The organism is Mycobacterium neglectum (assembly GCF_002591975.1).
Taxonomy (GTDB): domain Bacteria; phylum Actinomycetota; class Actinomycetes; order Mycobacteriales; family Mycobacteriaceae; genus Mycobacterium; species Mycobacterium neglectum.
The window spans coordinates 113486-126024 of record NZ_NVQE01000007.1 but is presented as its reverse complement, the minus strand read 5'-3'; the positions used below and the strand labels follow the sequence as shown (position 1 = coordinate 126024).

The 12539-nt window shown below is 64.4% G+C and carries 13 protein-coding genes; 3 read left to right on the top strand and 10 right to left on the bottom strand.

Going from position 1 to position 12539, the window contains the following annotated elements:
• Positions 1–21 precede the first annotated feature (21 nt).
• From CSQ99_RS08450 to CSQ99_RS08425, 7 genes are all read right to left on the bottom strand, one after another.
• Positions 22–717, bottom strand: a complete 696-nt coding sequence (locus CSQ99_RS08450; RefSeq protein ID WP_099038604.1) for a hypothetical protein — start codon at positions 715–717, stop codon at positions 22–24.
• Positions 714–842 carry a hypothetical protein gene (locus tag CSQ99_RS31670; RefSeq protein ID WP_006241431.1) on the bottom strand — a complete coding sequence of 43 codons (129 nt, stop codon included), beginning with the start codon at positions 840–842 and terminating at the stop codon, positions 714–716. The genes CSQ99_RS08450 and CSQ99_RS31670 overlap by 4 nt, the downstream gene beginning before the upstream one ends.
• 1 nt (position 843) lies before the next feature.
• Positions 844–1629: a CbbQ/NirQ/NorQ/GpvN family protein gene (locus CSQ99_RS08445; RefSeq protein ID WP_099038603.1), complete on the bottom strand. Its 786-nt coding sequence runs from the start codon at positions 1627–1629 to the stop codon at positions 844–846.
• The gene (locus tag CSQ99_RS08440; RefSeq protein ID WP_099038602.1) at positions 1626–3158 is read right to left on the bottom strand and encodes a nitric oxide reductase activation protein NorD; all 1533 of its coding nucleotides are present in this window, start codon (positions 3156–3158) and stop codon (positions 1626–1628) included. The genes CSQ99_RS08445 and CSQ99_RS08440 overlap by 4 nt, the downstream gene beginning before the upstream one ends.
• Before the next feature lie 121 nt (positions 3159–3279).
• Positions 3280–3891: a TetR/AcrR family transcriptional regulator gene (locus tag CSQ99_RS08435; protein ID WP_099038601.1), complete on the bottom strand. Its 612-nt coding sequence runs from the start codon at positions 3889–3891 to the stop codon at positions 3280–3282.
• Positions 3892–3948: 57 nt separating this feature from the next.
• A complete protein-coding gene (locus CSQ99_RS08430) occupies positions 3949–4680 on the bottom strand; it encodes a hypothetical protein (protein ID WP_099038600.1) in 732 nt (243 codons plus the stop codon).
• A 40-nt stretch (positions 4681–4720) separates the two neighbouring features.
• A complete protein-coding gene (locus tag CSQ99_RS08425; RefSeq protein ID WP_099038599.1) occupies positions 4721–5320 on the bottom strand; it encodes a TetR family transcriptional regulator in 600 nt (199 codons plus the stop codon).
• Between the two features lie 100 nt (positions 5321–5420).
• Between CSQ99_RS08425 and CSQ99_RS08420 the strand changes: the two genes are divergently transcribed.
• The 3 genes from CSQ99_RS08420 to CSQ99_RS08410 are packed head-to-tail and all read left to right on the top strand — an operon-like array spanning position 5421 to position 9552.
• A complete protein-coding gene (locus tag CSQ99_RS08420) occupies positions 5421–6209 on the top strand; it encodes an SDR family NAD(P)-dependent oxidoreductase (protein ID WP_099038598.1) in 789 nt (262 codons plus the stop codon).
• Between the two features lie 12 nt (positions 6210–6221).
• Positions 6222–7295 carry an NAD(P)H-dependent amine dehydrogenase family protein gene (locus CSQ99_RS08415; RefSeq protein ID WP_099038597.1) on the top strand — a complete coding sequence of 358 codons (1074 nt, stop codon included), beginning with the start codon at positions 6222–6224 and terminating at the stop codon, positions 7293–7295.
• A 52-nt stretch (positions 7296–7347) separates the two neighbouring features.
• Positions 7348–9552 carry a molybdopterin-containing oxidoreductase family protein gene (locus CSQ99_RS08410; RefSeq protein WP_099038596.1) on the top strand — a complete coding sequence of 735 codons (2205 nt, stop codon included), beginning with the start codon at positions 7348–7350 and terminating at the stop codon, positions 9550–9552.
• Here the strand turns inward: CSQ99_RS08410 and CSQ99_RS08405 are convergent.
• From CSQ99_RS08405 to CSQ99_RS08395, 3 genes are all read right to left on the bottom strand, one after another.
• Entirely contained in the window at positions 9536–10195 is a 660-nt protein-coding gene (locus tag CSQ99_RS08405; RefSeq protein ID WP_099038595.1) for an SDR family oxidoreductase, read from the bottom strand. The genes CSQ99_RS08410 and CSQ99_RS08405 overlap by 17 nt on opposite strands.
• 109 nt (positions 10196–10304) lie before the next feature.
• Positions 10305–11768, bottom strand: a complete 1464-nt coding sequence (locus CSQ99_RS08400) for an acyl-CoA synthetase (protein ID WP_099038594.1) — start codon at positions 11766–11768, stop codon at positions 10305–10307.
• Positions 11765–12538 (bottom strand): SDR family NAD(P)-dependent oxidoreductase, encoded by a 774-nt coding sequence (locus CSQ99_RS08395; RefSeq protein ID WP_099038593.1) that lies wholly within the window; start codon positions 12536–12538, stop codon positions 11765–11767. The genes CSQ99_RS08400 and CSQ99_RS08395 overlap by 4 nt, the downstream gene beginning before the upstream one ends.
• Position 12539: the final 1 nt, after the last annotated feature.

Below are 12539 nucleotides of genomic sequence, written 5' to 3'. Positions count from 1 at the left end.
CTCGATGCTCTTCAATCATGGTCAGTCGGAGAAGATTTCGCGATTGACCGTGTGCAGGTACGGGATCGCGAGGAACGGGGTGATGTAGAAGATGTCGTAGAGCCACCACCCGATGACCGGGAAGACCACGCCGGCGTAGCGCACGTCGGCGTACATGGTCATGTTGAACACGTACAGGCACCAGATGAGCACGCCCATCCAGCAGGTGATGATCATCCACTGGTGTCCCCAGCGCTTCATCTGCAGGAATCCGATCGCCGCAGCGCAGCGCATCGCAAAGACAGTGACGATCATCCCGAAGACCATGGATTTCTCGCCGGGACCGGCCGCCCCTCCGACCCACGCCTCGTTGTAGTGCCAGAAGTAACCCGCGTCGAACATGGCGCCCCAGCCGACCATCAGCACGCGGTTGATCAAGGTGTGGTTGGCGACGAGATCCAGTGCCCAGCCGAGGCTGTTGAGCATCCCGTCGATCAGCACGAGATATCCGATCAGCGTGACGATCATCGGCCGCATCGACAGGCCGGCGCGCGCGGCCTGGCGCTGCAGCCACACCCCGCGCAGGAAGATCGGCAAGCCGAAGATCCCCGGGGCCCACATCCCCATCAGGCCGGCGCCGACGATCATCCATTTGTCCGCCCGGCGTTGCGCCAGCCGCGATTCCTCGTCGTGCTCTTCGAGGCCTACCGTGCCACCGGCCCGCACATCGGAACTCACAACTCCCACCACCCCCGGGCGAACGACATGTAGAGCTGGATTCCGAACATCGTCAGCAGATAGCCGTAGATTACGATCTGCAGGACGATGAGCGCCCTCTTGCGCTTGCGTTCCTTCTGGTCCATGTCAGTTGACTCCTTCCAAGAGGCTGGCCGCCGCGACTTCGCGTAGACCTTCTGAGATCGCTCCGTCGCTCGACAGCGGCGCGAGGATGCAGGCCTCGGCCGCCTCCAATTCCGTTGCGCCCGCAGCGATCAGTTGTGCTGCGGTGACCAGAACCCGGGTGGACGGCGGTTCGAAGTGGAATGCCTCGTCCGCGGTCCTGATCGCCGTGGCGCACCGCACGAGTCGCTGAGCCGATTCGAGCGCGATACCCGCTTCGGCGACGATCACCCTGGCTTCGCGGTCGGGCTCCAGGTAGCGCATCGACAAGGTGACGAAGCGTTGGCGGAACGACGGCTTGAGTTCTTTGAGTGAACTGCGGTACGCGGGGTTGTAGGAGCACACCAGCATGAAGTCGTCGGGTGCCCGGACCACTTCACCTGCGCGGTCCAGGTAAAGAGCGCGGCGGTGATCGGTCAGCGAGTGCAGGATCGCCAGCGAATCGTGGCGTGCCTCGACCACCTCGTCCAGATAGCAGATGGCTCCGGCCTTCACGGCCCTGGTGAGCGGCCCGTCGGTCCACACGACGTCGCCCCCGGTGACCATGAAGCGCCCGACGAGATCCGAACTGGTGAGATCGTCATGGCAGCTGATCGTGACGACAGGCCGTCGCAGGAGCAGGCCCATGTGCTCGACGAGTCGTGTCTTGCCGCAACCGGTCGGTCCGGTGAGCATCACCGGTAGGCGCTGGCGATACGCCTGCTCGAACAACTGAACTTCGTTGCCGTTGGAGTAATAAGTGTCCTTCACGCTGCCACCAACTCTCGATGCACATGGGCCAGTACGCGGGGAAGTTCCTCGATGCGCCGGATGCGTTGGGAGCGCCGAGGTCCGAAGACTTCGGGAAGCGGATCGACGCGGGTCGGCCCGACGCCGACGTAGTACATGCTCACGCCCGCTTCGTTGGCCTCCTCCACGGCGTGTGCCGCGTCGGCCCAGGCGTAGCGGCCCTCGTAGCCCTCGTCGGAGATCAGACCGTCGCCGATCACGATGAGCAGCCGACGCTCCGACGGTTGGGCCAGCAGCCGGCTGGTCATGTGGCGCAGCGGTGCGCCGAGCCTGGTGTAGCCGCCGGTGGCCAGACCGAGTCCACCCGGCGGCACGAACCTGCGGTCCTCGAAGTCCTTGAGGCAGGTGACCTCGACGCGGTGGCGGGTGTTGCCGGTGAACACGAAGATCCCGTGGCGTTCGCGGGCCAGGGTCATCGCCTGCGAAAGTGCATCGGCACAGGCCAATTCGAGCTTGAAGATCCTGCCGCCGTGCACTCCCAATGACGAGCTGCCGTCGAGCAGCAACGCCGTGTTGACGTCGCGGCTGCTTGGCAGCAGATCGCGGAAGATGCGGGGCTCGCCGGCCTCGCCGGCGATCAGGTCGATGTAGTGGCTGACGTACTGCTCGACGTCGAGGTCGGAGCCGTCCTCCAGCCGGTTCTTCATGGCGCGATGGGTCTGTTCGGAGAACCACTTCCGCAGATCGGCCGACGCCGTCACCGGATGGCGGTGATTGTCCGTGTGCATGCGCTCGAGCACCGCGACATGGTCGGCCAGGAAGCTCTCGGTCCACGCGTTCCACTCCGGATACGGGATACCCGGGCGATGTTCGGGTGTGACGTCCAGATCGTTGTCACCAGGACGGCTAGGCGGGGGCAGGTTGGGGTTGCGCACACCGCCGTCGCCGCCGACGGGAACGGAGTACGGCCGCGGAAGGCGCTTCTGCGTTGTGGTCCAGGGCATCCGGCCGAAGGTGCGACGCAGTTTGTCGGCCATTCCCTGCGGATCGGTGTACGCCCGGGGCAGGCTGCCCAGCAGCGGGTCGACGATCAGCGGTTGTGACGTGCGGGCGAGTGCGACCGCGCGGTTGAGCATTTCCTTCGCGTCCATATCGCTGGGTGCCGGCTCGAGGTCGGGCAGCAGCCGACGCAGCTCACCCAGGAGTCCGGGCCAGTTGTGCGCGATCCAGCCCAGGGCGACGCCGGCCTCGACGAGCGTCAGCGCGCTCAGGTCCCGCGCGGAGAGTTCATTCAATCGATACTCGACGACGCGATCCTTCGACGGTGAACATTGCAGCGCGACACCGCATGTCAATGTCCTGCGTGTCCAGTCGCCCACGGGTGGCGGATACGGGACGTGGATGAAATCCAGCGTCGAGCTCAGGCCGAAGTCACGCCGCTGGCCGCTGACGAGGCGTACCCCGTCGCGGCGTTGCCCGCTCAAGGCGACGGCTGTGACCGCGCAACTGCGCTCCACCGCGAGCGCATGGGTATCGGAGAGCTCAGACATGTCGAGTCGGATCGCTCAGAACGTGCCGATATTCGAGAACATCCAGTACCAGAACCAGATGATCAAACCGGTTCCGCCCCACGCGGCGACGTACCGCAGGATCTCCCAGACCCAATCCACGTCAGACCTCCTTGCTGTTACCCAGACCGCGTACGGCGGTGTCGACCAACTTGGCCAGCATCGTGTCCCGCACCTCGGCGTTACCTGTCGTCGTGAGCACGCCGTACACACCGAGAAGGAAGAACGCGGCGCTGTAGAACGCATCGACGGCCGGATGCACTTCACCGTCACCGCGCGCCCGCTCGACCTCGCGGACCAACAGCACGATGACCGGGTGGTCCGTCCATTCGTCCCTGGTCGGGCGCGTCGGCGAGAAGTGCAACGCAAGTAGCTCTTTGAAGAGCAGAGATCCGAGCCGTTGTTCGAGGCCGGTCACCAGGTGCACGGTTTCGTTGAGCACCGTCACCAGATCGTGTGTGTCATCCAGGAATCGCGCGAAGTCCGCCGCCATCCTGGCCTCTTCGCGACTCTCCAACTCGAGCAGCACGTGCTCCTTGCTCGGGAAGTGGAAGAAGAAGGTTCCGTGAGCGACGCCCGCGGCCGCGGCGATAGCGTTCACATCGGCGTCGGACATGCCGGCAAGCTTGAACTCGGCGATCGCCGCGGCGAGGATGCGTTCTCGCGTCTGGATCCGACGCATCTCCCGCGCCGATTGCTTGACCTGAGGCGTCATGGTCCGCTCTTTGTAACCCACTAACTGACCAAAGTCAATGAGTTGAGTCACTGACTGCTAGTCGGAGAAGATCTCTCGGTTGACCGAATGCAGGTAGGGGATCGCGAGGAACGGGGTGATGTAGAAGATGTCGTAGAGCCACCAGCCCACGACGGGCAGGACGACACCTGCGTAGCGCACATCGGCGTACATGGTCATGTTGAACACGTACAGACACCAGATGAGGACGCCCATCCAGCAGGTGATGATCATCCACTGGTGGCCCCAGCGCTTCATCTGCAGGAATCCGATCGCCGTGGCGATCCGCATCGTGAAGACGGTGAGGATCATCCCGACTTCCATGGCCTTCTCGCCGGGTCCGGCCGCACCGCCCAGCCACAGTTCGTTGTAGTGCCAGAAGTAGCCCGCGTCGAACATTGCACCCCAGCCGTTCAACAGGATTCGAGCGAGGATCGTGTGGTTGGCGACCAGGTCGAGCGCCCAGCCCACGGTGTTGATCGCCGCATCGATGATCACCAGGTAGCCGAGCAGCGTCACCAGCATCGGCCGCACTGTCAGGCCTTCGCGTTGGGCCTTGCGAAGCAGCCATACGCCGCGAAGAAACAGTGGGAGACCGAAGACGCCCAGCGCCGCGGTGCCGATCAAAAGGCTGCCGGAGATGAGCCACTTGTCGGCTTGACGCTGTGCCGCCTGCGAAGCCGCCATGTGCTCGTCGAGCCCGCTACCTGAGGGCTTCGGCCCCGCCTGGGCGTCGCGTTTACGGCCCAGATTCAGCGTGGGCAGATTCATGCAGACTGACTATAGTCAATGAGCTGTGGTAGTCAATCGGCTACTTTGCTTCGATGCTGCGAAGTGTCCTGGTCACGTAGTCATCGATCATCGCGGCCTGGCCGGGCCAATCGTGTGTCGTCGTCAGCAGCGCATACAGGCCAAGCAGGAAAAACACCGCACTGTTCATCGGGTTCACATCGGGATCGACGCCGCCCTGACTCTGGGCGTACTCGATCTCCTGCGCGACCTCGACGATGACGGGGTGCTTTCGGCTCTCGTCGGCAGGACGGGTCTGCGAAAAATGCAGTGCTAGAAAGTCTTTGAACAGCACAGCGCCGAGGCGGCGTTCTAGGCCCATCACGAGGCGGACGGCCTCACTCAGCGTAGAGGACAGGTTGTGCGTCGAACCCCTGGAGCGCGCCAACTGCTTGGCGATGCGCTCTTCCTCGCGTTGCTCGAGTTCGAGCAATACGTGTTCCTTCGTCGGGAAGTGGAAGAAGAATGTGCCGTGGGCGACGCCTGCTGCAGCGACGATCGCCCCAACGTCTGATTCGGCCATCCCCGCGCGTTTGAACTCGGCGATGGCTGCTCCCATCAGACGCTCACGTGTCTGCAGCCGCTTGGTCTCTCGCGCTGAGGGCCTGTCTACCACCGCCATACGCCGACTCTACCGTGTGACGCACAGTCTTTGACGGATCTGTTATTGACTTCAGTCAATGGAGGTCGTTAGATGGGCTGCACTTGATGAGAGGACGGGCATGGCGCTGGAGCAATTCAATCTGGATGGACAGGTCGCCATCGTCACCGGCGCGGGAAAGGGTGTCGGTCAGGGGATCGCGAGGGTCCTCGCAGAAGCCGGCGCCACTGTCGTCGGCACCGCCCGAACAGAGTCCGACATCGTTGCGACGATCGACGGTATCGAGAAGGCCGGCGGCAAGGGCCTTGCGCTCGTCGCCGACGCTATCAGCCGCCCCGATGGCGAACGCGTGGTCAACACCACGATGGAGCAGTTCGGCCGCATCGACATCCTCATCAACAATGTCGGCGGCTCGACCTACGGTCAATTCCTCGACATCACCGATGAAGACTTCAAGCACACCTTTGACTGGTGCGTCACATCGGCGTTCATCATGAGCCAGCTCTCGGCGCGTCACATGATCGAAGCCGGTCACGGCAACATCGTCAACATCTCTTCGGGCTCAGCGCGTTTCGGTATCCGCGCCTTGACCGCTTACTGCACCGCCAAAGGTGCTCTCGAGGCGCTGACGCGTGCGATGGCCCAGGAACTGGCGCCGAAAATTCGGGTCAACGCGATAGCGCTTGGCTCGTTCGCCACCGATGGCCTGAAAGGCAGCCTGGACATGATGCCCGGGTCCTTGGAGAAGATGAACGAGGCCACGCCGCTGCATCGGCTCGGTGACGTGGAGGATCTCGGGCGACTTTGCGTGTACCTGTCAACGAAGGACTGCTATGCGACGAACGCTATCTTCCATGTGGACGGCGGCATCGACTCCAACAACTCGCCGCTGCCGATTCCCGACTACTGAGCGAGGACCCAGATGCGACGAGTTGTGCAGTTCTCCACCGGCAACGTCGGTCAACATTCACTCAAGGCCATCATCGGGCGGCCGGACCTGGAGCTGGTGGGCGTGCACGCCGCCAGTCCGAACAAGGTCGGTCGGGACGCAGCGGAACTATGTGGGCTGACCGAGCCGACGGGCATCATCGCCACCGATGACGTCGATGCGCTGATCGCCCTGGCGCCCGACTGCGTCGTCTACACCGCGCAGGCCGAAACCCGGCCCATGGAAGCCGTCGAGCAGTTGACCAAATTACTCGCTGCCGGCATCAACGTCGTGGGCTCGTCGATGGTGTGGCTGGTGACGCCCCGCCAGGCCGATGAGTGGTTGACGGGCCCACTGGAGAAGGCCTGCGAAGAGGGCAACTCCTCGCTGTATGTGAACGGCATCGATCCCGGTTACTCCGGCGACACCGAGGTGCACAGCGCGCTCAGCCTGGTCACCCGGGCGACGTCGATCCTCGTCCAAGAGGTCTTCGACTACGCCAACTACGACGACTTCGAGTTCACGGGCAAATCAATGGGTTTCGGGCTCAAAGCAGATGAAGAGCAGCCGATCTTCTTCCTGCCCGGGGTTCTCACCACGATGTGGGGCGGACCGGTTCGCAACCTCGCCGACCAACTGGGCATCGAACTCGACGAGGTGCGGCAGCGGATCGAGCCCTGGTACACCGACCAGAGGATCGAGTGCAAGATGTGCACCGTCGAACCCGGCGGGATGGCCGCGGTTCGCTTCGCCGTCGAGGGTGTCCGCAACGGCGAACCGGTGATCACGATGGAACACATCACCCGCCTCACCGAGGCCGCCGCCCCCGAGTGGGAGTACCCACCCGACGGCAAGCCCGGCGTGCACCGCGTCGTGGTCGAGGGCGAACCGCGGGTCGAACTCAACACCCATGTCTCCGATCCGGTGCTCGATGTCACCGAGGCCGGCTGCGTCTCCACCGCAGCCCGCGTGGTCAACGTGATCGACTGGGTGTGCGCGGCTCCCAAAGGATTGATCGCCGTCGAGGACATCCCTCAGGCAGAAGTCATCCGCGGGTTGATCTGGTGACGTAATCGGCATTCCGGCGCGGGAGTGCTGAGCGTTCGCTTAGCATCGATCGATGGCCCATCCCACGACCCAGCCGGGAATCTGCCGGATCTGCTCGGCGCACTGCGGGGTGCTGGCGACGGTTACCGACGGCCGGCTCACGAAGGTGACGGGTGACCCCGACAACCCCATGTTCAAGGGCTACACCTGCGTAAAGGGCCGGACGCTGCCCGAAATCCACAACAACCCATTGCGGCTCCTGCACAGCCAGAAACGGCAGGCCGACGGTACCTACGCGCCGATCGAGTCCGAGCGCGCGATGGACGAGATCGCGGCCAAACTGCAGGACTTGATCGCCACCCACGGCCCCCGTTCGATCGCGATGTACCTGGGCACCAACGGTCTGCCGTATCCGGCGTCGGCGTTGATGGGCAACGCGTTTCTCAGAGCCATCGAGTCGCCGATGTTCTTCACCGCCAACACGATCGATCAACCCGGCAAGCAGATCGCGCTCGCTGCGCACGGGCATTGGCTCGGCGGGGACGTCGACTTCCACGAGGCCGACAGCTGGCTGCTGGTGGGAACGAACCCGCTGGTCTCCAAGGCCATCGGCATACCAGGGCAGAACCCCGCGCAGAACCTGCGGACGGCGATCAGCCGCGGGATGAAACTCATCGTGATCGACCCGCGCCGGTCCCAGACGGCGGCGCGCGCAGCGATTCACCTGCAGCCCCGCCCCGGCGAAGATGTGACGATTCTCGCCGGGATGATCAACTTCGTCATCCGTGAAGGTCTGTGCGACCACGCGTTCATCGAGGACAACGTGGCCGGCTTCGATGATTTGGCGGCAGCAGTGGCCGGATTCACCCCGGCTTACGTCGCCGAGCGCGCCGACGTTCCCGAGGACCAGTTCATTGACGCCGCGCGACTGTTCGCAACCTACGGTGAGCGGCGCGGAATGGTGAACGCGGGAACCGGTGCGAACTTCGCGATGCACGGCAGCCTGCTCGAATATCTGTGTCTGGCCCTGACGACGATATGCGGCCGCTGGCAGCGTGCCGGCGAAAAAGTGTTGCGGCCCAACACATTGATGCCCGCGTTCACGGCCAAGGCGCAACCGCATCCGCCGTACGAGGGATGGGGCTACGGCGAGAAGCTGAGGATGCGCGATCTCACCGACACCGTGGCGGGTATGCCCACCGCGGCGCTCGCCGATGAGATCCTGCTCGAGGGCGATGGTCAGGTGAAGGCGCTGCTCTGCATCGGTGGCAATCCGATGGCGGCCTGGCCCGATCAGCGCAAGACGCTGCGCGCGTTGGAGAGCCTCGACCTGCTGGTCACCCTCGATACGGAGATGTCGCTGACATCGCGACTCGCGGATTATGTCATCGCCCCGATGATGCAGATGGAGACGCCCGCGATGACGATGGGCAGCGAGCTCATCAAGTACTACACGAGCGGCACCGGTATTCCCGCCGCATACGGGCAGTACGTGCCGCGACTCATCGACCCGCCGGCCGGTTCCGATCTCACTGAGGAGTGGCAGTTCTTCCTCGGGCTGACGAAGCGGATGAACCTGGACGTGTGGTTCGTGAACTTCTTCGGCGGCGGTGGGGGCAGGTTCATGGAATCACCGCCGGTGGTGCTCAACATGAATCGCGATACCGACCTCACTACCGAAGAACTTTTCGCACAGATGTGTTCGGGCTCGCGCATACCCTTCGACGAAGTACGCAGCCATCCGCACGGCAAGATCTTCGACGTCGATGCAGTGGTGCAGCCGCGGGACCCCGACTGCACCGCGCGACTCGACATCGGCAACAGCTACCTGCTTGGCGAGCTCGCAGAGGTGCTGGCCGAGGACTTCGTCACTGCGCGAAACGATTCCGCGTTCCCCTTCCGGCTGATCCCGCGACGCAGTCAGAACTTCATGAACTCCTCGGGTACCAGCCTTGCCGCGCTGCACCGGGGCAAACCGTACAACCCCGCGTACATGCATCCCGATGCGATCGAAGCGCTCGGCCTGCAGTCCGGGGCTTCGGTGCGAATCGGCTCGCCACACGACAGCGTTCCCGCGGTGCTCGAAGCCGACGAGACTCTGCGTCTCGACGTGATCGCGATGCATCACGCCTTCGGCGGATTGCCCGAAGAAGACGCCGAGTTCCGCGACCGAGGGACCAACGTCGGCCGACTCGTCCCCACCGACGTCGACTACGACCGCATCACCGGCTTACCGCGTCAGGGCAACATTCCCGTGGATGTCACAGCGCTCGGGTAAGCGCATCGGCGATCGGGGTGTCACCGGAGATCACCTCGAACGTCCGGCCCGCGGTGGCTGGGGTATCGAGGACAGCGAGCAACACCGCGGCGACGTCTTCGCGGGGGATGTCACCAAGGCCGGTCTGGTCGGATATCTCCACCCGGCCGGTACCGGGGTCGTTCGTGAGATGCCCGGGGCGCACGACAGTCGCGTCCAGTTCCTTCCGCGTCCGGATCGCGTCGTCCGCAGCACCTTTCGCGCGCAGGTAGGCCACGAAGACCGGATCGCCGATGTCGTCGGGTGCCTCGACGTCGGCTCCGATCGCCGAAACCATGACATAGCGCCTCACCCCTGCGGCCTCGGCCGCCTCGGCGAGCAGTATGGCGGCGTCACAGTCGACCGTCTGCTTGCGCGCCGCTCCGCTGCCGGGGCCGGCGCCCGCCGCGAACACGACCGCGTCAGCGTCCTGCAGGTGTGCGGCGATATCGGCGACCGTGGCCGCTTCGAGATCCACGATCACCGGCTGGGCGCCTGCCGTCTCGAGGTCGGCGACATGGTCGGGGTTCCTGATCAGGCCGACTGCCCTGTCCCCGCGCTCGGAGAGCAGACGTTCGAGGATCAGGGCGATCTTGCCGTGCCCACCGGCGATGACGACGCGCATATCGCCATGCTACGGAAGCCGCGCGCTGAGCCCATCGCGCGCGAGTGTGCGGATTTCGACGCCGCCGCGGCGTGTCGCGAATGAAACCGCACAGTCGCGGCCGGCGGCGCTAGGTCAGGCGCTCGCGCAGGTCGCGCTTGAGCACCTTGCCGTAGCTGTTCTTCGGTAGCTCGTCGATGTACTCGTAGCGCTTGGGTCGTTTGAAGCGGGCGATGCGATCGAGCAGGTGTGCGTCCAGTTCGGCGGGCGATGCCGATCCGACGATGAAGGCGACGACGACCTCGCCCCACTCTTCGTCGGGTGCGCCCACGACTCCCGCTTCGTCGACTCCCGGATGCTCGAGCAGGATCTCCTCGACCTCACGGGGATAGATGTTGCTGCCACCGCTGATGACGACGTCCTTCGAGCGATCCCGCAGCGTGAGAAAGCCGCGCTCGTCGAAGGACCCGATATCGCCGGTGCGCAGCCAGCCGTCCTGAAGCGCCTTCGCCGTGGCATCGAGATTGTTCCAGTAGCCGGTCATGACAACGTCTCCGCGACAGACGATCTCGCCGATCTCACCTGCGGATGCCGAGGTGCCGTCCTCGCGCAGCACAGCGACGTCCACTCCTGAGCGCGCGTAGCCAACCGACCCCAGGATCGCATCGTCGGCGTCGACATGATCGGCCCGTCGCAGGCCGGTGATGGTCATCGGCGCCTCACCCTGGCCGTAGAGCTGCACGAAGATCGCGCCGAATGCCGCCATCGCCCTCTTCAGGCTGTCGATGTACATCGGGCCACCGCCGTAGACGACCGTTCGCAGGTTCTGTGGCCGTGCGCGTCCGGTCTGTACCAGTCGCGCCACCATGGTGGGGGCGAGGAACGCGCTGCAGCCGGGGTGGTACCCGCAGAGGTCGAGGAACTCGTCCGGTTCGAACGCGGCGGACTCCGGAATCACCTGCCGCGCACCGCGTAACACGTACGGCGGGATGTAGAGTCCGGAGCCGTGTGACATCGGCGCCCCGTGCACCAGGCTGCAGTTGTGGTCCGGCGAGTCGAAATCCGCGAGATGGGACACCGTCATCGCCATCAGGTTGCGGTGTGTGAGCATCGCACCCTTCGAGCGACCGGTGGTGCCGCTGGTGTAGAACAGCCACGCAAGGGCTGCCGGATCGGTGACGCGCGGCGGGTCCACCGGGCAACTCGTCGCGCGAGCCGAATAAGCCTCCGAATCAACGGTTTCGACGGGAACCTGGGTAACCGACGACAGTGCCCCACCGATCTTGGTCGACGCGAATACCCGCGAGACGCCGGCGTCGTCGAGGATCTGGACCATCTCGCGGGGGTGCAGCTTGTAGTTGATCGGCACCACCACGCATTCGGCCGCCCACGTCGCGAACATCAACTCGACAATCTCGGGCCGGTTTTCACTGGTAACGGCGATGCGGGTGCCAGGCGCCCCCAGGGTGGATGCGATCCGCAACGCCCGCTCACGCAATTCGGACCAGGTGTGCAGCTGGCGGTCGCCGCAGAACACCGCCCCGCGGTCGCCGAAACGGTCGGCGGCCTGGTCCAGCAGCCCGAACAGGTTCAACTTTCAACCCATTCTGAGTTCAATGCGAAGTCAGACAGGTACTTGGTCGACGTCCAGCCGCCATCGACGACGATCTCCTGACCGTTGATGAAACTTGCACCCTCCGAGCAGAGGAACGCGACGGTGCTCGCGATGTCGTTGACTTCGCCCAGCCGCGGGTACGGAGTCATCTCGGTGTTGATTTTGCGGAACCGCGAGTCTTCTAGGCGGCTCGCCACCATCGGAGTGAGGGTGACACCGGGAGCGACGGCGTTGCAGCGAATGCCCTGCGGTCCGTACTGGCAGGCGATGTGCCTCGTCAGTGAGGTCAGCCCGCCCTTGGCCGCCGAATATGCACCGCCACGCAGTCCGCCGACGACGGCGAACGTCGACGTGATGTTGATGATCGCCGAGCCGGGCTGCATGTGCACGACGGCTTCACGGGCAAGTCGGAACGGCGCGCGCAGCATCAAACCGAGGAAATAGTCCAATGATTCGTCGTCGGTCTCGTGCAGCGGCTTGGGCTTGCCCACGCCGGCGTTGTTGATCAGGAAGTCGATGCGGCCCCATCGCGCGATGGCGGCGTCGACGATTTGTCGCGGCCCGTCGTCGGTGGTCAGGTCGACGGCGATCGTGGCAATGCGCTCGGGATCACCGACCGCCCGCTCCAGGTCGCCGAGTCGTTCCGCGTCGCGGCCCGTTCCCAGGACGGCCATCCCCTGTTCGGCGAGTTTGGTCGCGCATCCGAATCCGATGCCGCTGCTCGCACCCGTCACGATTGCAACCTGCATA